The organism is Bacillus sp. K7 (genome assembly GCF_053903245.1).
The window spans coordinates 1047984-1066242 of record NZ_CP096406.1 but is presented as its reverse complement, the minus strand read 5'-3'; the positions used below and the strand labels follow the sequence as shown (position 1 = coordinate 1066242).

Below are 18259 nucleotides of genomic sequence, written 5' to 3'. Positions count from 1 at the left end.
GTTGGATAGAAAATAAACATGTCCAATGCTCAAACCATTTCTCTTCACTGAACTTGATGAATTCTTCTATGAAGCAAATTGTCAAATGAGGTGTTTATCGCAGGAATCGTTAAGCATTAACAAGTCTTCATTTTATCGACAAATGAGGTGCTTACCAAAGGCATATCACATTTTCTTCACATAAGCTCTTCCTCTGCATTCAGGGTGAACGCTCGCCGTTCATCCTGTTTTCTATTTTCTGCATTTCTGTGGTACGATGAGTGTATACATACGAAACAATTTCATAAGGAGGAACCCTCATGCATTGTGAAGAGAATTGCATCTTTTGTAAAATTATCGCCGGCGACATCCCGTCCGCAAAGGTGTATGAAGATGAGCATGTACTGGCTTTTCTTGATATAAGCCAAGTGACTAAGGGCCATACGCTTGTCATTCCAAAAACACATATTGAAAATGTGTATGAGTTTACCGACGAATTAGCAAAACAATATTTTCACGCTGTTCCGAAAATCGCCCGCGCTATTCGGGATGAATTCGAACCGATCGGCTTAAATACGCTGAATAATAACGGCGAAAAAGCCGGACAATCTGTTTTCCATTACCATATGCATATTATCCCGCGCTACGGAAAAGGAGACGGATTCGGAGCGGTTTGGAAAACACACGCTGAAGACTACAAACCGGAGGATCTGCAGAGCATCTCTTCCTCTATCGCGAAACGCCTGGCCTCATCATAAGATGAGGTTATTTTATTTGTGAACATTTCGCAAACACCTGTCAATTTCTTTTGATTATTCTAATTTTTTATCAAAAAACTGAATTTTTGTGATAGGATAATTGTATTATTTTATACATTAACGTGGAAAACAGGGAGAGGATCATGATGGAACGTACAACGAATTTTAACGCAGGTCCTGCAGCGCTGCCATTGGAAGTTCTGCAAAAAGCACAGAACGAATTTATTGATTTTAACAACTCCGGCATGTCTGTTATGGAGCTTTCCCACCGCAGCAAAGAGTATGAAGCGGTGCACCAAAAAGCGAAAAGCCTTTTAATGGAACTGATGGGCATCCCGGAAGATTACGATATTTTGTTTCTTCAAGGCGGGGCAAGCCTTCAATTCTCAATGCTTCCGATGAACTTTTTAACACCTGAAAAAACCGCGCATTTTGTGATGACCGGGGCTTGGTCCGAAAAAGCCCTCGCTGAAGCAAAGCTGTTTGGGAACACCTCTGTGACAGCTACAAGTGAAGCAGACAATTACAGCTTTATTCCTGAAGTTGACCTTACAGATATAAAAGACGGCGCGTATGTACATATCACGTCCAACAATACGATTTTCGGCACACAGTGGCAGGATTTCCCGAATTCCCCAATCCCGCTCGTCGCCGACATGTCCAGCGATATTCTAAGCAGAAAAATCGACGTGTCCAAGTTTGACGTGATCTACGGAGGCGCCCAAAAGAACCTTGGCCCTTCCGGTGTGACTGTTGTCATCATGAAAAAAACGTGGCTAGAAAAAGAAAATGCGAACGTTCCAAAAATCCTGACGTATTCAACGCATGTCAAAGCGGATTCACTTTACAACACGCCGCCGACATTTGCGATTTACATGCTGAGCCTTGTTTTGGAATGGCTGAAAGAAAACGGCGGTGTAGAAGCTGCTGAACAGCGTAATGAACAAAAAGCGCAGGTTCTCTACAGCTGTATTGATGAAAGCAACGGATTCTATAAAGGGCATGCCAGAAAGGACAGCCGCTCACGCATGAATGTTACCTTCACGCTTCGTAAAGACGAATTAACGAAAACTTTCGTTCAGGAAGCAAAAGAAGCAAAAATGATCGGCCTCGGCGGACACCGTTCAGTAGGAGGCTGCCGCGCTTCCATTTATAATGCTGTGTCCCTAGAAGACTGTGAAAAATTAGCTGCGTTCATGAAGAAATTCCAGCAGGAAAATGAGTAAAAGGTCTGGCTATGCAAACCGTTCGTTTGGTATACTGTTTGCATAATACATTCTTTAAGCCTTCGCAATAAATGACGAGCATATTATTGGAGGGCAAAAAGCTTAGCAGAGGAGAGCATAGATATGAAAACGAAAGAGTTAGTTATTATGGCTCTGTTTGCCGCAATCGGCGCAGCGCTTCATTCCATTATTCCGCCTTTTTTAGGCGGCATGAAACCAGATATGATGTTAGTCATGATGTTCCTGGGCGTCCTTCTGTTCCCGCGGGTGCAAAATGTACTCACTATCGGGATTGTCACCGGAATCATTTCCGCGCTTACAACCGCATTTCCAGCCGGACAGATTCCCAACATCATCGATAAACCCGTGTCCGCGTTTCTGTTCTTCACCCTGTTTCTCTTGTGCAGAAAGAGCCAGAAAACAGGTGCAGCCGCTGTGCTGACAGCGATCGGGACCATCTTATCGGGAATTGTATTTTTATCGTCAGCTTTTTTGATTGTCGGTTTGCCTGGCGGTTTTGCCGCATTGTTCGCGGCTGTTGTTCTGCCGGCCGCTGTACTGAATACAATCGCACTGATCGTGATTTATCCGATTGTACAATCCATTTTAAGACGTTCGAGCTTTATGGAAGCTGCTGAATAATTGTCACCCAAAACCTCTTCCGCTTCCGGGAGAGGTTTTTTTCGACAGAGAGTCCGCAGCACGTCAGCATGTTTTAAGCAAAGAGTTTTGTGAAAAAGATAAGACATAGTGTAAAGGCGGTTCCGGTTGAACAAACGAGCGCTTTCTGCCGGATGACCTTCTTGGGCGGATAAGAAGCAGCCTGGCTGAGGAGTCTGAGATAGTAAACAGCGCCCGAAGCGAAGGCAAGGGTGATGCAGGATAACACAATCGTAAAGACAGACAACCTTCTCCCTCCTTTTCACTTAAAAAATATGCTAAAATAAAGCAAGCTATGTATAGAAGTTCAAGCTTTCAACAAAAATGAAACATACTGAATGAATCCTATTTTCAAGAAAAAGACGGGGTGATTGTAATGGCGGACGGACGTTCTCTGCTAACAGGACTATTCGTAGGCGGCATTATCGGAGGGGCAGCAGTTCTACTTACTGCACCTTCTTCAGGAGCGCAGCTGCGTGAAAAAATGAAAACCAATTATGATTCTTTCGAGGAAACAATCAAACGCTTAAAATCGGACGGGCTTGCGTTAAAAGACCAGCTGATCAAAGCGGCAAAAGAAAGCACAGATGTCATTAAAGATGTGAGCGGCGAGCTCCAAACGTCAATTAAAAAATGGCAGGAAGAGATCAAACCTCATCAGCAGGATCTGCAAAAAGAAATCGCTGATATTGAAGAAAAGATCAAACAGCTGGAGAAAACCTTACAAAACTAATATCCTATTCAAAAGAAAAAAATGCGGGCCAAAATGGGTCCCGCATTTTTTTTTGCCTAAAAAGCCTCTCATAGCAATGGATGGAGAATTTATTAAAAAATTCTTACATTTTCATCTTTATTAATCTTTATTTTATTGGCATAATAGAGAAAAAGAAAAAGAGAAGCAGGTGACGTAATGAATCGAGTGGAACCGCCCTATGATGTGAAAGAGGCTCTGGTCTTTACCCAGAAAATGGCTCAGCTTAGCAAGGCTCTTTGGAAATCGATCGAGAAGGATTGGCAGCAATGGCTTAAACCGTATGACCTGAATATTAATGAGCATCATATTTTATGGATTGCGTACCAATTGAATGGAGCTTCCATTTCTGAAATCGCGAAATTCGGCGTCATGCACGTATCAACCGCATTCAACTTTTCAAAAAAGCTGGAAGAGAGAGGATATTTAAGGTTCTCCAAACGGCTGAATGATAAACGGAACACATACGTCCAATTGACTGAGGAAGGAACTGAGGTATTCTGGAGCTTGCTTGAGGAATTTGATCCGACTCGCAACGCGGTTTTTAAAGGGTCACAGCCACTTTATCATTTATTCGGAAAATTCCCTGAAGTGGCAGAACTGATGTGTATGATACGCCATATCTACGGCGATGATTTTATGGAAATTTTCGAAACGTCACTCACCAATATTGACCATGACTTTGAAAGCGAAAACGGAAAACTGAAGAAAAAAGCAAAGGACAGTGCTGCGGATGAACCGGCAGAAGAGCTCGAACCTGTAAACAGTTAATCAAAGTGCTTCATGATGCCGATAAAGACTTCCATCAGCTCTTGATAAAGCCCCTGCTCGTACAGGGCAAAAATCGTTTCATGAACATCTAATTTTTCATTCAGCTGTCCGGCAAAAAGCGCAAGGAGCTTATCGAAGGTTACAAACCCTTGCGCTTTTTGTGCTGCCAGCTCTTCTGACAATTCAACGCATATCCTTAACACCTCTTCCCCTTCTTCCCTGCTCAGCCCTTTGTCAATGAGAAGCGCATAGAAAGGGTACCTGTCCATATCTACTGTTTTCACTAATAATTGTATGTAATATTCTAATCGCTCAATGCGATGATCCATCGAATCCATCCACACCACTTCTTTCTATCTTTAATCTTATTTTAGCTGATAATTCACTGAGAAGAAAGTTCTAACCCTATATTTCGCTGTTTGTTTGCCTATTTCAAAAAAATACCTTCCGGATGATTTTTTTTCTTAAAAAAGCATTGATTTTTTCTCATAGGAGGAGTAAATTATTTTGAGATTCTATTCAAGATGTATGGAAGGATGACTTTAATGAATTGCTGGAAGACCATAAATCTCATGAAGGATTATGGCGCCGTTCGCCTCATACTAATTGCTGTATGTTTTATGATTTTTGTTTTTATATCGACCTTTTTAGCATTTGAGCTGCTTCGCCCCGGCACCAGCTTAAGCGATGAATATGTAGCTTTATTCGGCGGTTTGCTCGTCGTTATTTTATTTGTACATAAAGTCATCCATGTCCTGCCGATCATCTGCAAAAAAAGAAAATTAGATAAAAAGTTTACCATCTTGCGCATGCCCGCATGGAAACGAATACCAAAAACGACAATGCTGATTTCACTCGTAAGCCCGTTCTTGCTGATAACGCCTGTATTGTTTTACGCCGCGCTGGCTTTTCCGAATCACGCTCATTATTTCTGTATGATTTCGGGCATCCATGCCGGCTACTGTCTGCCTGATTTCTTGCTGGCCCTCAAGCTCATACAAGCGCCGAAAGCCGCTTTCATTGATCAGGAAGCAGATGGCTTGGATATTCTTGTTGAAAAGTAGCCAAACCTTGTCGCTAGCGGCGATTTTTCAATTTGCATTCTATCTTTTTTAATAAATATTTGGTAATGTAATATGGGACAGTTCAGAGAGAGGGGGAATCTCCCATCATTTTATTCTATTTTATCGTGGCTGCCGTGTTTATTTTATATTTCATAAACAGGCTCACCAATACATTATGCCTTGTCAGAGAGATTCCTGAAGAACGGCAGGATAAGGTATTCCGTTTTATCAATATATCTATATTAATTTTACTGATCTCTTCATTCGTCGAGATCTCCTTTACTGTGTAATTATGTATGAAAAAAAGCATAGCTGCTGATTTTGCAGCTATGCTTTTTATTTTGATTAGTACAGCCAAGAAGCGCCGATGATAATCAATAAAATAAATAACACAACCAATAAAGCGAAACCGCCTGCAAATACTTCACCCATCTTAAAAAGCACCTCCTGTAAAAAGCTTTATTTTCCAATTACATCTTATGCAATTCACGATTGAAACGATTAGGCGCTAGGAAAATAAAGGATCGCTTATCTTGCAAGCGATCCCTGGGCTGCTTAGTAGATGTATGCTGCACCTACGATGATAAGCAAAATGAACAGTACGACAAGCAATGCGAAACCGTTAGAGTATCCTCCGCTCATGTTACATACCTCCTTTTCTTGATCAATATATAAGTATGCCGTCAGCAAAAGTTTGACTAGACGAATGCCCGTTATTTAAAATCTTTTTACAGGTAGCTACAATGTGTTATGATACGCTTAGGTAATTTAATTTGGAATGATTAGGAGTGTTTGAAAACAATGAAAAAAATCACAATAGCAGCTATCACCGCGACAAGCATCCTCGCTCTCAGTGCTTGCAGCGGCGGCGACAAAGAAGTCATCGCAAAAACAGACGCAGGCGATGTAACGAAAGGCGAGCTCTACACAAACATGAAGAAAACAGCTGGTGCAAGCGTCCTGACACAGCTGGTGCAAGAAAAAGTATTAGACGAGAAATATAAAGTAACAGATAAAGAAATTGACAAAAAGCTGAAAGAATACAAAACACAGCTTGGCGATCAATATACTGCTCTTGAAGAACAATATGGAAAGAATTACCTTAAAGAGCAGGTAAAATATGAATTGCTTACACAAAAAGCGGCTAAAGATAAAATCAAAGTAACAGATGCTGATACGAAAGAGTACTGGGAAGGCTTAAAAGACAAAATCCGCGCAAGCCACATCCTAGTCGCTGATAAAAAGACAGCTGAAGAAGTAGAGAAAAAGCTGAAAAAAGGCGAGAAATTTGAAGACCTTGCAAAAGAATATTCTACAGACACTGCTTCATCTTCTCAAGGCGGCGACCTTGGCTGGTTCGCAAAAGATGGTATGGTGGAAGAATTCAGCAAAGCTGCATTTAAACTAAAAACAGATGAAGTCAGTGATCCTGTCAAATCACAATACGGCTATCACATTATTAAAAAGACAGAAGAACGCGGCAAATACGATGACATGAAAAAAGAACTGAAATCTGAAGTTCTTGAACAAAAGCTAAATGACAACGCAGCCGTTCAGGAAGCTGTTCAAAAAGTCATGAAGAAAGCTGACATTGAAGTAAAAGATAAAGATCTGAAAGACACATTTAAAACATCTTCAGAAAGCGACAGCACTTCTAGTTCTAAATAATAAAAAAAGCTGTGCAGACTCATTGAGCTGCACAGCTTTTTTATGCGATGGAATGGTTTTGATTTTCGTCTTCAGTCTGCTGAGAACTGCGGCGCTCTCTCTCCTTTTCCATCCTCTCCATATATATCTGCCCTTCTTTTTCAATAAAGGACTGATCTGCTTTTTCTTCCTCTTTGGCTGCCGCCACAAGTTTATATGCACTGAAAATGATGCCTACAATACAAAGATACACCCACCACGGAAAAAATAACACGGGCTTCTCCCCCTTTTGCATAGATTCTTTATTCTTAAATCTATGCGGGAATGAGACGAGTTATGAGCGGCAAACGCGCATAAAAAAGGACTGACCTGAATGGTTCAGCATCAGTCCTTTTTGGTTATTTATGAAAAGTCGGTTTGTAAAAGGAACGGTTTTCCAGCGCGAATACACGTTCAGTGTACTCACCCGGCTTCACGCGCTCGAGCGCTCTGTCCATCATATTCATTTTTGCATCCAGGTTGTCTATATAGTGCAGGATTTCCGCTTCTTTCACCATCGGCGGTTTCGGGCTGCCCCATTCCGCTTTGCCGTGGTGGCTCAAAATCAAGTGCTGAAGAATTAACACCTCTTCAGAATCGATTTGAAGCTCCTCAGCCGCTTTTGACAGCTCTGTGACCATAATCGAAATATGGCCGAGCAAATTGCCTTCGACCGTATACGACGTGGAAACAGGGCCGGACAGCTCTTTCACTTTTCCGAGATCATGCAGGATCACGCCGGCATAAAGCAGATCACGGTCAAGAGAAGGATATAAATCCGCAATCGATTTCGCCAGATTCAGCATCGAGACAACATGATACGCTAAACCTGAAACAAACTCATGGTGGTTTTTCGTAGCCGCTGGATAATCCATAAACTCTGCTTCGTGTTTTTTGACTAAAAACCTTGTGATCCGCTGGATATTCGGATTTTTCATTTCAAATATATATTGAGTGATGGTATCCATCATTTCATTTTTCGGAATTGGCGCGGTTTCTAAAAAATCATCAATACTGACGTTTTCATGCTCGCCCGCCGGCCTGATATTTCTCAGCTTCAGCTGGGTGCGCCCGCGGTAATGGTGGACATCCCCCACGACCTTCACAATCGTCTGCGGCGCATAGGTCACTTCGTCACTTTGCTTGGCATCCCACAGCTTCGCTTCAATATCGCCTGACTGATCTTGCAGCATCAGCGTTAAAAACGGTTTCCCATTGCTGGCAATCCCTTTCGTCAAGGATTTAATCAATAGATATTGGTCCACCTGTTCGCCAACCTCATGTAGCATAATCCCTTTAGCCATTCTATTAAAGCTCCCTCCGTATCTTACATAATATCAGTATATCACATACCGATTGACAGCTATAGAACCTCTTTTATAGCCCCAAATCAATGATTTGGCTGCTTTGAAACGCATTCTTTACATGCTCATGGCATGTAAAATACAAAATTTGCCTGCCTCCTATAGATAAATCATATAAAACATCTACTACACGTTTGAGCCTTTCCTGATCAAAATGAACAAAGCTGTCGTCAAGCTGGAACGGGAGCATTGCCTCATCCTGACGCGTAACCGCCAAAGCAAATCGGATCGCTGTATACAACTGCTCACACGTTCCCTGCGACAGCTCTTCCGCATGATAGACAGTGCCATCACTATGCGTGACCATCATGGAATCATCGGTTTCAGAAAAATAAATCGTTCGGTAGCTTCCGTCAGTCAGCGGTCGGACAAATTCTCCCGCCGTCTCCAGAAGGCGCGGGAGCTCGACTTTTTTATGCCGCTCCAATTTGTTTCGGATCACTTGTTTGATCATTTGGATTGAAGACCATTTTTTAGCTGTGTCTTTCACACGTTCTTTTTGCATTTCCATTTGCAGCTTGAGATCTGAAACCAATCCTGAGGCCTCTAATTGATCTTGTTTAACGAAGAGCATTGCGGCCTGACTGCGAAGCTGCTCGATCTCTTCAGTCAGCTGCGCTGTTCTTTCACTCTCAATGATTTGCTTGCTTTTCAATTCAGAAAGTGTATGGGAAGCCGCCAGTTCAAGCTCCTCCGGGTGTCCGCCTTGAAGCTGCGCGTTTACGTGATGGAGCTTGTTCTCTGTCTCCTTCAATTGCCTGCTAATATCAGCTAAAGCACAAAACTCATTTCTGTCTTTCGCACCCGCCGCGGAAAATAACTGTTCGATCCGCGTTTGAAAATACTGTGTTTCTTGTTCAAGCTCCAGCAGCTGCTCCCTTGCATAATGACTATCTGTTTCCATTCCCTTTTTCTGCTTCTCAATTTCTTTTTCACGTTCAACATTGTTCCGCAATGTATGTAGAGCGTCCGAGATGGAGATATGCTCACTCTGATCAGCAGGAAGAAGCTTGTTGACCCGCTCCTCAAAGATTCGACGGTGCTTTTTCAGCCTGCCTGCTTCAATTGTCAGCTCATGCTTTTTCTTCACTTCTTTTTTGACATCCTTCATCAAATTGTATGCATCAAGCAAAAAAGACGGATCTTCCTTGAATCTGAGCTCTTTCATAAAACGCTCGACCTGAGCAAAGGACGGGGCCATATCGGCTTCCCACTGTTCAAACTGCTGGATAACCCTTTCATAAGCCGCCTCTTTTTGCTGGAGCACTGCCCGCTGTGTGATGAGATGCTGTTTATTTCGGTCATCCTCCCATAACGCTTCTCTAAGCGCTTCGGCTTCTGCCGGCGGCATATCCGCCATTGGCTGTCCGTTCTCCCGGCTGTTTCGGGAAGACGTTGTTTGTTTACCTGATGCAAGCCAATACACAATAAGTGCAGCGCCGATGCAGATGGCGGGAATCCATTGCTGCAGCAGCAGAAAGAGAACAATGAACAACATACCAGCTGCCATGACAGTCTTTTTTTGTTTCACCTGCTGCCTTTCAACATACTTCAGCTGTTCTCGCAGTTTCGCTTGCTCCTGATGATGCCCCTGTGCTTCATCATATGCTTTTAGGGCGGCTTCTTTCTCTTTTCTATCGCTGTTTTCTAGGATGGCGGATGAAGCGGCATGAACGGCCTTTTCCGCCTCCTCCAGCTCTTGGCGGGCAAGCTCAAACGTCTCATCAAGCTGCCGTTTTCTGTCTCTTGCCTGCACATATTGCTGCACCGCCTGCTGAAGCTGCCATTCATAGTCATATGACGTGTTCATATTCAGAAGCTCATTTTCATCCGTTTGATTGAGCTGTTCCAGTCCGGCCGCTGTCTGTGCGGACGATTGGCGCAGCTGTGCCTGAATGGCGGCGAGCTGTTCTCCGTAGGATTGATACAGATGGAACGCTGCCGAAAGTTCTTGTATCAGCGCTTCTTTCGCCAACATTTCTTGATCTGGGTTAAGCTTTTGCATCTGTTTGTCCAGTTCCGCCATCTTCACCCGAAGCGCCTCAAGCTGCGCGGATTTCGGGTGAAGGTGGGATTCATATTTTTCCAGCTGATGCAGTCCGTCAGCAGGAAATTGTCCTGCCTGCTCCGGATATTGTGCCATCGCCTGTTCGAGAGCCGCTTTTTCATCTAGCAACGGTTTCAGCTCAATCGCTCCCTCAATGGTTCGGATATGTCCTGCCGCTTCTTTCAATTCGGTTTCTGCAGCTGCAAGACGGGCTTCGAGCGTTCTTTTTTTCTCAAGGAGCTGATGATAGCCCGCTTCCTCTGCTTCAGCCTGTTTTAGCTTCGCTGCCAGCTGCTTAAGCGTTTCCAGCTCCTGATTTAATTGAGGATTCCGCCCGTTTGGTTTATAGAGCCTTTCGCTTTCCTTTGTCAGCTTTGAATCAAGCTTCGATACGGCTTCAGCGCCAAACAAGCTGGAAAACAGCAAAAACTCCCCAATCTTGTCCCGATTAAAAGCGTGAATTTCCTGCAGCCCGAATACATCAAACGAATAAATGGCTTTGTACAGCGCCCTGTCCGTGCCTTGAAACAGCTGCTTTAAAACATCTCCCTGCTTCACTTCGCCCTTTTCTGTGTACACTCTTAGCTTTTCGGCGGTCCCTTTCGTCCTTTCGATCTTCAACAGCCCAAATTCTGGATGTTCAGCTTCAAGAAAACCACCGTAGACACCGCCTGTTTTCGGTTCATATTTTTTCGTTTTCGGAAAACCAAACAGCATGCTTTCAATAAATGACATGATCGTCGTTTTTCCTGCCTCATTTAATCCGTAGATTAATTGGACAGGTGAGGCGGAAAAGTGAAAGGTGCGGTTGGAAAATTTCCCGTATTGGTAGATATGTAAAGATTTAATTCGCAAAGCGTTCACCGCCTCATGTTTCAAGCACCTTAAGCTGTCTTTTCAATAAAATCTGTGCCTGCTCTTTTATTTCCTTTACCTCCTCTTGGCTAAACCGGTCCGCATGCCTTCTATACACAGGATGCCGCTCAAGCCCTTCCAGCACAGCTGACAGATCGCCGCGGTCAATATCTGCAAATAAACCGCCAAAAAAAGGATCAAGGTTTGTAAGGTTTGTTTCATGTTCTGTTTCGTCTTCCAATGAGAACGGCCAAATGAAGTGTTCCTCCTCGGCCTCTTGCTCCTGAAACGCTTCAAGAAGCTCATCCAAAGTGCCTCTTGGCGCCTCCAGCAGCCATTGCGGCGCGGTCCCTTGCAATACAAGCCTGACACAAACAGGGCTGCCCTTTGTCCGCAGCTTCGAAAACGCGTCTTCAACCATTTGGAAAAGGACGGTCATATTCTTGGCCTCCGTCACATCAACTGCCGCTTTTTCCCACAGGACATCGTGCGCTTTCTGAAAGTCATACGATATGTCTCCGTTTGCCACACGAACGAGATAATAGCCTTTATCCCCGGTCTCCTTCATATGGCGTGCTTGCGTGTTTCCCGGATAGATGACCGCGGGGTACTCGGCAGAAAGAATCTGGCGTTTATGAATATGGCCAAGCGCCCAATAATCCATTCCGCTCTTCACGAGATCGTCATGTGTAAACGGGCAATACGGATCATGTCCTTCAGCTCCTGATAGCGTACCGTGAAGCATACCGATATGAAAAGGCGCGTCAGTCGACCTCCGATAGCGGGCGGCTTGGTTTTCCGTCACGGCTCTTTCCTGATAACTAAAGCCGTAAATGCTCGCTAAGCGCCTGCCTTCTTTATAAAACGATTTTTCTTCAGGAACAGCCGACGAAAAGATGTGGACATTCTCAGGCCATTCAATCGGCGTCCACTCCCCGCCCAGATGATCGTGGTTTCCAAAGATCACATAAACTGAAATCCCGCTTTCTCTCAGTCTCTCAAACTGTTTCTTCAAAAAGAGCTGCGCCTTTAAGCTTCGATTGGCTTCATCAAACAAATCCCCCGCAAGCAAAATGAAATCAACGTTTTCTCTCACTGCGGCGTCCATGATATGTCTCACGCTTGCAAACGTGCTTTCTTTAATCCGGGCAAAAATCGGTTCCGGCAGATGCGATATTCCGTAAAACGGGCTGTCGAGATGAAGATCTGCCGCATGAATAAAGGTTAGATCAGTCAACATTCTGCTCCTTTCCAGGATGAAGTACCCTTATTTTAGCACCGAATTCTTACGAATGCACGTTCTGTCAAAAAAGAAACAGCCTGAGGATTCCCAGGCTGTTTTTTAATCAATTTTTCGCTAAACGAAGCGCTTGTTTGATTGCTTTGAATGCGCTTGAATTGCTGTAAACCAACACACCGCCTTTGTAAATTCTGGCGCCGATGACGGCCAGTATGACGATGGTAAGCAATGTGATTCCAATTCCAGTAGCTGCCTGCCAAAACGGAATATCAAGCATCCCAACGCGCAAAAACATAATCATTGGCGTAAAGAAAGGAATAAACGAGGTTACCGTAATAAATCCTGCGTCAGGTGTACTCAAGCCAAACATCGCGATCATAAAACCGGCGACAACCAAAAGCGTCATCGGCGTGATCGTTTGCTGCACGTCCTCTATTCTGCTGACGACACTGCCAAGAAATGCGGCGAGTGTCGCGTATAAAAAGTATCCGAGCAAAAAGAAAATCACAGCATAGACGACAGTGGTTGCGGAAACGTCGGTCAGATTAAGAAAACCGCCGACAGATGAAGCTGTTTCACCCGTTTTGTTCAGCTTAAGCGACAGAGAGCCGACAGCAATAATGACAGCAAGCTGCGTGATTCCGACAAGCCCGATGCCAAGCAGCTTTGCAAACATCTGCTGGATCGGCGGCATGCTTGAGATCAATATTTCCATGACGCGCGAGGATTTTTCGGTTGCGACCTCCATCGCAATCATGCTGGCATACATAATGACTGAGAAATAAATGACAAACAGCATAATGTAAACAAGCCCTACTGTCTGGCCAAGCTCTTCCTCAGACTTCGCCCCTTCTTTCAGTACCTCCTGCCCGACAGCAACAGGCGCATAAAGGCTGCTGATCGTTTCCTGCGAAACGCCGAGCTCCGCTGTTCCGACAGCTGTTTTGGTTTGCGTCAGCGCCTGCTGCAACGTTTGATACGTGCTATCATCAGAAATCGTTAACGCTTTATACGTTCCTGAAATGGCCCCTTTTTCATCTCGTTTGATGATCAGCATGCCATCAAGCGTTTCATCTTTGACTTGCTTTGTGACCTCGTCAGCGGATTGCTTCGACTGCTTCACATCAAGATCACCGTTTGTATCCACCGCTTTCAGCTGCCTCGAGAAAATTGGATATAATTCGTTTGTTTCATCAACAACAGCGATTTTCTCTTTCGCATCATCACCTTGAAAAGAAGAAATGATCGACTCCAGATTCGTTACAACTAATACAAGCAGTACCGTAATGACAGTCGAGATAATAAAAGATTTTGACATTATCTTATTTTTATATGTATGAGAAAGCATGATCCAAAATTTATTCATAGACAGCCCCCACCTTTTCTATAAAAATATCATGCAGTGACGGCTCTTCAAGCTCAAACTTTCTGATAAACCCTTTTCCTTGGAGCATGGCAAAGATCTCTTGAGACATGTCTTCATTAGCGATCTGCAGCTTGACGCCGCCAGCCGTTTCCTTCCATTGGAGAATGCCTTCATGAGACTGCAAAAAACCCAGATCGTCATCGGAGTGAATGGTAACATTCTTTTTTCCGAAGGAACGCTTGATCTCCTTCAGTTTGCCTTGCACAACCGGCCTTCCTTTCTGCAGGATGCAAAGGTTCTCACAAAGCTCCTCCACATGCTCCATCCGGTGGCTGGAAAATAAAATAGAAACACCGCTGTTTTTCAGAGAAATCACAGCCTCTTTTAACAGCTCAACATTGACAGGGTCCAGACCGCTGAACGGTTCATCAAGAATCAATAGCTCCGGCTTATGCAAAACAGCCGAAATGAATTGGATTTTTTGCTGGTTTCCCTTCGAAAGCTCTTCCACCTTCTTATTCTCGTAATCTGTTATATTGAACCGTTCAAGCCATGTGCCAAGCTCTCTAACAGCCTCCTGCTTCTCCATCCCTTTTAATCTGGCAAGGTAGACAAGCTGATCCTTTACCTTCATTTTCGGATAAAGGCCCCGTTCTTCCGGCAAATAACCGATTTTGTTGCTGATATTGTAATTCACAGGACGGCCTTTCCAGCTGATTGAGCCCTCCGTAATGCTTAATAAACCAAGAATCATGCGAAACGTCGTCGTTTTACCCGCTCCGTTTGCGCCTAGAAGACCGAACATTTGCTGTTCCGGAATGTCTAAGTTCAGTCCGTCAACAGCTTTATCAGCTCCAAATGTCTTTGTTACGTGATCAATCTTAAGCACCGTATCTCCTCCTTCCTTGACCCATTATATACTAGTTTTGGATCAAATTTAATAAAGGATTTTCATTTCCGTATTAGAATATAAATATAGATAGATTGATAAACCTTAAAATGGAGGGGAGACCTGATGGCTGATTATTTCCTTACAGCTTTTGATCCTTCTGGGGAAATACTGATGAACGAGCAGTTCGAGGCGGAAAATGAAGAAGCGGCTAAATGGCGTGGTGAAGCCTTGTTAAAAGAAAAAGACCTTTATAGTCATACCCATCGTGTAGTCAATGCAGCCGGAAAGCTGATTTTGTTTCAAAGATGATCAGCTTTCCGGCTGATCTGTTACGCTTGAAACCTCGGCTCTCGTTTTTCCAAAAAGGCACGGATTCCTTCCTGATGATCCTTGGTTCTTCTCATTTTCTCTTGAGCGCTGCGTTCAAGGGCAAGCACCATTTTCAGTTCTTCAAGCTGAAGGCTTTGAAAAATCGCTTTCGTTTCGATCATCGCCAATAAAGGTGAGGCCAACAGGGTTTCGATAAATGGTCTTGCACCTTCCGCAGGGTCTCCGGCAAATGTTCCGTCAAGGAGCCCCATATCGGCGGCTTCCGCGGCGGAACATTTTTTCCCGCTCCAAATCAGCTTTTTCGCCTTCGCTTCCCCTATTCTTTTCTTCAGCAAATAATGCCCTCCGCCGTCTGGAACAAGCCCAATGCCGATAAAATTCATCGCGAGAACGGCGTTTTTTTCCGCGAGCACAATATCAGCGCAGAGCGCCAAACTCAAGCCCAGTCCCGCAGCAGCGCCGTGAATAGCTGCAATTGTCACTTTCTTCATCTGATATAACGACAGCGTGACAGCTTCAATCGTATCCATCAGCCGCTTAAATTGATCAGGGTCATGCTCTGATGTCATCATCCGGATATCTCCGCCGGCCGAAAAACCTTTCCCGGTTCCTCTCAGAAGGACGATGAGCGCCTCGCTTTCAGCCGCCTTTTCAACCGCCTCTTTCAGTTCAGACAGCATCTGTTCATTCAAGGCATGGTGGGCATCAGGGCGATTCAGGATAATCTCTGCAACGGCTCCATTCACTTCATACTGAATAAACTCCATATGAAACACCTCCATGTATGCGTTTGCTTTTTTCTTTCTCTTATACATTCCCCGCCATCCTCAAATAAACCTTTTTATTTTTCAAGATCAATAGATACTGAAAAACGCATATTATTTGAGTGGAAACATAAAGTTTTATATAGTGAAAGAAAGGATATGAGTATGAGAAAAGGAGGAGGGGAAGCATGGATAAATTGATAGTCAGTTTACTGTTAAGTTTATTTGTGGTGTACTTTCCCCCTTCGGACGTGGTTCTGCCTTCCCAGCTTGAAGAAACCACCGACAGCTATGTGCCTATGTCCTCATATCCTCAGGAAACTCAGTCGGCCAAAACGCCTTCGCCGGGCAGCCTGTCCATCGCAGAGCTGAACAAAGAGTACAGTCCGCTGGCGCATTCTATCAGGCAGCTGTCTGTGAAGCCTCTTGACGAACCGCTGATAAACAGGCTGGAAAAGGTTTGCGCCGTCCCTGTCAAATACCAGTCTAATTACCTCCGAATATAAATGATCAAGTTTTGTTTGTAACAGACCCACTTGGCCAACACTACATTCGGAGGGATTTTCATTGAATATTAAAGAAAACGATCTGCCGGGCATCGGCAAAAAATTTGAAATCGAAACGAGAAGCCACGAAAAGATGACCATTATCATTCACGATGACGGAAGAAGAGAAATTTATCGCTTTCATGACCGCGACCCGGATGAGCTTCTTTCCAATATCTCATTGGATGATTCTGAAGCAAGGCAAGTTGCCGCTATTCTAGGTGGCATGGTCTATAAACCGCAAACACTGGAGTCCATCGAAATGGCTTTCAGCGATCTCATTATTGAATGGTTTAAAGTCGAAAAAGGCGCCAAATCGATCGGGCGCACACTCGGGGAGCTTGATATCCGCCAGAATTGCGATGTCACTGTCATCGCCATCATCAAGCACAGCCAGGAAAAGCTTTTGCACCCCGGAGCCGATTCGGTTATTGAAGAAAATGACACCCTTGTCCTCTCAGGTGAAAGAAAGCATCTGAAGAAGCTGATTCACGATTTTCTTTCTGGAGAGGGCGTGTGAACGGCCGATGGACCATCTTGTATTTGAAGTCGGGACAGCGCTTGTGCTTGTGGCGATTGCCAGTGTGATCGCCAATAAAATTAAATTTTCGATTATTCCGTTTCTGATTGTGCTGGGCATGCTGCTTGGACCGCATGCGCCCAAAGCGGGGATTATTGACCTTACATTTATAGAAAGCAGTGAAATCATCGCGTTTTTCGGGCGAATGGGCGTGCTGTTCCTGCTGTTCTATCTCGGACTCGAATTCTCCGTCGGAAAGTTGGTTAAGTCGGGAAAATCAATCGCGGTCGGCGGAACGATTTATATCTTGATCAATTTCAGCCTCGGACTGCTTTACGGGTTTATCACCGGGTTCTCTTTTCTGGAAGTCCTCGTCCTCGCAGGCGTTATTACGATCTCATCAAGTGCGATTGTCGCAAAAGTGCTCGTCGATTTAAAAAGAACAGCCAATCCGGAAACCGAGCTGATCCTCGGCATCATTATGTTTGAAGATATCTTCCTTGCCGTATATTTGTCCGTTGTTTCCGGCCTTGTGTTAGGTGATGCGACATCAGTCGGGAGTGCGTTCTTGTCCATTTTGATCGCCTTCGGTTATATGCTGCTGTTTTTTATCGCAGCAAGAAAGCTCCCGCCGCTGTTGAATAAACTGTTGGACATTCGCTCAAACGAAGTGTTTATTATCGTCATTTTCGCCGCGCTCTTTTTTATCGCCGGGTTTTCAGAGACAATTCATGTAGCGGAAGCGATCGGCGCGCTGCTGCTCGGATTGGTTTTTTCGGAAACAGAGCATTCTGATCGAATTGAGCATCTTGTCGTTCCGTTTCGTGACTTCTTCGGCGCGATGTTCTTTTTCAGCTTCGGCCTCAGCATTGACCCGTTTTCGCTTGGTGACGCGGTTTGGCTTGCATTGGGTGCAGTGATTCTGACCATTCTCGGAAACTTTATCGCCGGAATGGTTGCCGGACGACGCGCAGGGCTTTCTCATAAGGCTTCGTCCAATATCGGACTGACGATCGTATCACGGGGAGAGTTTTCGATTATTGTTGCGAACCTCGGGATAGCCGGCGGCCTGTCAGCCACATTAAAGCCGTTTGCCGCCTTATATGTCCTCATTCTGGCGATTTTAGGACCGCTTTTAACAAAGGAATCAAAACGAATCTACCGCCTGCTGAACAAAGTATTTAAATGGAAGCCCGATGTTCAGCCTGCAAGAAAACGGGGATAAAAAAAGCAGCACTGTGATCAGTGCTGTCTTCAGATTGTAGACAAAGTCCTAAAACGGTTTTTGTTTTAGGACTTTGTCACCTTTTCAGCGTGATTGAAAACCCTTGAAGTCTAGGAAGGACGAGCATTGGAGCGGAGCGAATGTTATGATTCGTGAGCACCAACGCGCAGGACTGACAACGAATGCGAGGGTTTGTCGACACGCTGAAAGCAGCAC

The 18259-nt window shown here is 44.5% G+C and carries 23 protein-coding genes; 12 read left to right on the top strand and 11 right to left on the bottom strand.

What is annotated here, in order from left to right; translation table 11 throughout:
- Nucleotides 1-299: 299 nt before the first annotated feature.
- The 3 genes from M1D98_RS05345 to M1D98_RS05335 all read left to right on the top strand — a co-directional run bounded on the left by M1D98_RS05345 (nucleotide 300) and on the right by M1D98_RS05335 (nucleotide 2605).
- Nucleotides 300-737 carry an HIT family protein gene (locus M1D98_RS05345; protein ID WP_010329252.1) on the top strand — a complete coding sequence of 146 codons (438 nt, stop codon included), beginning with the start codon at nucleotides 300-302 and terminating at the stop codon, nucleotides 735-737.
- Between the two features lie 146 nt (nucleotides 738-883).
- Nucleotides 884-1963, top strand: coding sequence for a 3-phosphoserine/phosphohydroxythreonine transaminase (gene serC, locus M1D98_RS05340; protein WP_456280064.1), 1080 nt, complete (start codon nucleotides 884-886; stop codon nucleotides 1961-1963).
- A 123-nt stretch (nucleotides 1964-2086) separates the two neighbouring features.
- Nucleotides 2087-2605 carry a tryptophan transporter gene (locus tag M1D98_RS05335; RefSeq protein WP_010329250.1) on the top strand — a complete coding sequence of 173 codons (519 nt, stop codon included), beginning with the start codon at nucleotides 2087-2089 and terminating at the stop codon, nucleotides 2603-2605.
- Between the two features lie 73 nt (nucleotides 2606-2678).
- Here the strand turns inward: M1D98_RS05335 and M1D98_RS05330 are convergent, their stop codons facing one another.
- A complete protein-coding gene (locus M1D98_RS05330) occupies nucleotides 2679-2870 on the bottom strand; it encodes a hypothetical protein (RefSeq protein ID WP_010329249.1) in 192 nt (63 codons plus the stop codon).
- A 129-nt stretch (nucleotides 2871-2999) separates the two neighbouring features.
- On the opposite strand from M1D98_RS05330, the gene M1D98_RS05325 reads away from it, so the two are divergent.
- Both M1D98_RS05325 and M1D98_RS05320 read left to right on the top strand, forming a co-directional pair.
- Complete coding sequence (locus tag M1D98_RS05325) at nucleotides 3000-3356, top strand: YtxH domain-containing protein (protein WP_010329248.1); 357 nt, start codon at nucleotides 3000-3002, stop codon at nucleotides 3354-3356.
- Nucleotides 3357-3533: 177 nt separating this feature from the next.
- Nucleotides 3534-4145 (top strand): HTH-type transcriptional regulator Hpr, encoded by a 612-nt coding sequence (locus M1D98_RS05320; protein ID WP_010329247.1) that lies wholly within the window; start codon nucleotides 3534-3536, stop codon nucleotides 4143-4145.
- Here M1D98_RS05320 and M1D98_RS05315 read toward each other — a convergent pair.
- Nucleotides 4142-4483: a YhaI family protein gene (locus tag M1D98_RS05315; RefSeq protein ID WP_010329246.1), complete on the bottom strand. Its 342-nt coding sequence runs from the start codon at nucleotides 4481-4483 to the stop codon at nucleotides 4142-4144. The genes M1D98_RS05320 and M1D98_RS05315 overlap by 4 nt on opposite strands.
- Nucleotides 4484-4690: 207 nt before the next feature.
- On the opposite strand from M1D98_RS05315, the gene M1D98_RS05310 reads away from it, so the two are divergent.
- Nucleotides 4691-5209, top strand: a complete 519-nt coding sequence (locus tag M1D98_RS05310; RefSeq protein ID WP_010329245.1) for a DUF3267 domain-containing protein — start codon at nucleotides 4691-4693, stop codon at nucleotides 5207-5209.
- Nucleotides 5210-5316: 107 nt separating this feature from the next.
- Entirely contained in the window at nucleotides 5317-5499 is a 183-nt protein-coding gene (locus M1D98_RS05305) for a hypothetical protein (protein ID WP_082022485.1), read from the top strand.
- Between the two features lie 55 nt (nucleotides 5500-5554).
- Here M1D98_RS05305 and yhzE2 read toward each other — a convergent pair whose 3' ends face one another.
- Complete coding sequence (gene yhzE2, locus M1D98_RS05300) at nucleotides 5555-5641, bottom strand: sporulation protein YhzE2 (RefSeq protein WP_003155248.1); 87 nt, start codon at nucleotides 5639-5641, stop codon at nucleotides 5555-5557.
- 123 nt (nucleotides 5642-5764) lie between these two features.
- Nucleotides 5765-5851 (bottom strand): sporulation protein YhzE1, encoded by an 87-nt coding sequence (gene yhzE1 / locus M1D98_RS05295; RefSeq protein ID WP_003327753.1) that lies wholly within the window; start codon nucleotides 5849-5851, stop codon nucleotides 5765-5767.
- Between the two features lie 159 nt (nucleotides 5852-6010).
- Here yhzE1 and M1D98_RS05290 point away from each other — a divergent pair, with 159 nt between their 5' ends.
- The gene (locus tag M1D98_RS05290; protein WP_010329244.1) at nucleotides 6011-6877 is read left to right on the top strand and encodes a peptidylprolyl isomerase; all 867 of its coding nucleotides are present in this window, start codon (nucleotides 6011-6013) and stop codon (nucleotides 6875-6877) included.
- 40 nt (nucleotides 6878-6917) lie between these two features.
- Here the strand turns inward: M1D98_RS05290 and yhaL are convergent, their stop codons facing one another.
- From yhaL to M1D98_RS05260, 6 genes are all read right to left on the bottom strand, one after another.
- Nucleotides 6918-7130, bottom strand: a complete 213-nt coding sequence (gene yhaL, locus M1D98_RS05285; protein WP_010329243.1) for a sporulation protein YhaL — start codon at nucleotides 7128-7130, stop codon at nucleotides 6918-6920.
- Between the two features lie 124 nt (nucleotides 7131-7254).
- On the bottom strand, nucleotides 7255-8199 hold the full coding sequence (yhaM, locus tag M1D98_RS05280; RefSeq protein WP_010329242.1) for a 3'-5' exoribonuclease YhaM: 945 nt from the start codon (nucleotides 8197-8199) through the stop codon (nucleotides 7255-7257).
- A 73-nt stretch (nucleotides 8200-8272) separates the two neighbouring features.
- Nucleotides 8273-11170 carry an AAA family ATPase gene (locus M1D98_RS05275; protein ID WP_435576895.1) on the bottom strand — a complete coding sequence of 966 codons (2898 nt, stop codon included), beginning with the start codon at nucleotides 11168-11170 and terminating at the stop codon, nucleotides 8273-8275.
- 4 nt (nucleotides 11171-11174) lie between these two features.
- A complete protein-coding gene (locus M1D98_RS05270) occupies nucleotides 11175-12401 on the bottom strand; it encodes a metallophosphoesterase family protein (protein WP_456280063.1) in 1227 nt (408 codons plus the stop codon).
- Between the two features lie 106 nt (nucleotides 12402-12507).
- On the bottom strand, nucleotides 12508-13767 hold the full coding sequence (locus M1D98_RS05265; protein WP_010329239.1) for an ABC transporter permease: 1260 nt from the start codon (nucleotides 13765-13767) through the stop codon (nucleotides 12508-12510).
- A complete protein-coding gene (locus tag M1D98_RS05260; protein WP_435576780.1) occupies nucleotides 13760-14656 on the bottom strand; it encodes an ATP-binding cassette domain-containing protein in 897 nt (298 codons plus the stop codon). Before M1D98_RS05260 ends, M1D98_RS05265 begins: the two co-directional genes overlap by 8 nt.
- 126 nt (nucleotides 14657-14782) lie before the next feature.
- Here M1D98_RS05260 and M1D98_RS05255 point away from each other — a divergent pair, with 126 nt between their 5' ends.
- Nucleotides 14783-14968: a YhzD family protein gene (locus tag M1D98_RS05255; RefSeq protein WP_010329237.1), complete on the top strand. Its 186-nt coding sequence runs from the start codon at nucleotides 14783-14785 to the stop codon at nucleotides 14966-14968.
- A gap of 20 nt (nucleotides 14969-14988) precedes the next feature.
- Here M1D98_RS05255 and M1D98_RS05250 read toward each other — a convergent pair whose 3' ends face one another.
- Complete coding sequence (locus tag M1D98_RS05250) at nucleotides 14989-15756, bottom strand: enoyl-CoA hydratase (protein ID WP_268551735.1); 768 nt, start codon at nucleotides 15754-15756, stop codon at nucleotides 14989-14991.
- Nucleotides 15757-15941: 185 nt separating this feature from the next.
- Here M1D98_RS05250 and M1D98_RS05245 point away from each other — a divergent pair, with 185 nt between their 5' ends.
- The 3 genes from M1D98_RS05245 (at nucleotide 15942) to khtU (ending at nucleotide 18043) form a co-directional block, all read left to right on the top strand.
- Nucleotides 15942-16259 carry a hypothetical protein gene (locus M1D98_RS05245; protein ID WP_010329235.1) on the top strand — a complete coding sequence of 106 codons (318 nt, stop codon included), beginning with the start codon at nucleotides 15942-15944 and terminating at the stop codon, nucleotides 16257-16259.
- Between the two features lie 61 nt (nucleotides 16260-16320).
- The gene (gene khtT / locus M1D98_RS05240; protein ID WP_010329234.1) at nucleotides 16321-16818 is read left to right on the top strand and encodes a K(+)/H(+) antiporter subunit KhtT; all 498 of its coding nucleotides are present in this window, start codon (nucleotides 16321-16323) and stop codon (nucleotides 16816-16818) included.
- 7 nt (nucleotides 16819-16825) lie between these two features.
- Entirely contained in the window at nucleotides 16826-18043 is a 1218-nt protein-coding gene (gene khtU / locus M1D98_RS05235; protein ID WP_435576779.1) for a K(+)/H(+) antiporter subunit KhtU, read from the top strand.
- Nucleotides 18044-18259 lie beyond the last annotated feature (216 nt).

What these genes read in the sequence shown, in the direction of transcription:
- serC (WP_456280064.1), top strand. Translation starts at nt 884, where the DNA reads ATGGAACGTACAACGAATTTTAACGCAGGTCCTGCAGCGCTGCCATTG.
- yhaM (WP_010329242.1), bottom strand. Translation starts at nt 8,199, where the DNA reads ATGGCTAAAGGGATTATGCTACATGAGGTTGGCGAACAGGTGGACCAA.
- M1D98_RS05270 (WP_456280063.1), bottom strand. Translation starts at nt 12,401, where the DNA reads ATGTTGACTGATCTAACCTTTATTCATGCGGCAGATCTTCATCTCGAC.
- yhzE1 (WP_003327753.1), bottom strand. Translation starts at nt 5,851, where the DNA reads ATGAGCGGAGGATACTCTAACGGTTTCGCATTGCTTGTCGTACTGTTC.
- M1D98_RS05345 (WP_010329252.1), top strand. Translation starts at nt 300, where the DNA reads ATGCATTGTGAAGAGAATTGCATCTTTTGTAAAATTATCGCCGGCGAC.
- M1D98_RS05290 (WP_010329244.1), top strand. Translation starts at nt 6,011, where the DNA reads ATGAAAAAAATCACAATAGCAGCTATCACCGCGACAAGCATCCTCGCT.
- M1D98_RS05325 (WP_010329248.1), top strand. Translation starts at nt 3,000, where the DNA reads ATGGCGGACGGACGTTCTCTGCTAACAGGACTATTCGTAGGCGGCATT.
- M1D98_RS05335 (WP_010329250.1), top strand. Translation starts at nt 2,087, where the DNA reads ATGAAAACGAAAGAGTTAGTTATTATGGCTCTGTTTGCCGCAATCGGC.
- M1D98_RS05320 (WP_010329247.1), top strand. Translation starts at nt 3,534, where the DNA reads ATGAATCGAGTGGAACCGCCCTATGATGTGAAAGAGGCTCTGGTCTTT.
- khtU (WP_435576779.1), top strand. Translation starts at nt 16,826, where the DNA reads ATGGACCATCTTGTATTTGAAGTCGGGACAGCGCTTGTGCTTGTGGCG.
- M1D98_RS05255 (WP_010329237.1), top strand. Translation starts at nt 14,783, where the DNA reads ATGGCTGATTATTTCCTTACAGCTTTTGATCCTTCTGGGGAAATACTG.
- M1D98_RS05310 (WP_010329245.1), top strand. Translation starts at nt 4,691, where the DNA reads ATGAATTGCTGGAAGACCATAAATCTCATGAAGGATTATGGCGCCGTT.
- yhzE2 (WP_003155248.1), bottom strand. Translation starts at nt 5,641, where the DNA reads ATGGGTGAAGTATTTGCAGGCGGTTTCGCTTTATTGGTTGTGTTATTT.
- M1D98_RS05265 (WP_010329239.1), bottom strand. Translation starts at nt 13,767, where the DNA reads ATGAATAAATTTTGGATCATGCTTTCTCATACATATAAAAATAAGATA.
- M1D98_RS05315 (WP_010329246.1), bottom strand. Translation starts at nt 4,483, where the DNA reads ATGGATTCGATGGATCATCGCATTGAGCGATTAGAATATTACATACAA.
- M1D98_RS05250 (WP_268551735.1), bottom strand. Translation starts at nt 15,756, where the DNA reads ATGGAGTTTATTCAGTATGAAGTGAATGGAGCCGTTGCAGAGATTATC.
- M1D98_RS05245 (WP_010329235.1), top strand. Translation starts at nt 15,942, where the DNA reads ATGGATAAATTGATAGTCAGTTTACTGTTAAGTTTATTTGTGGTGTAC.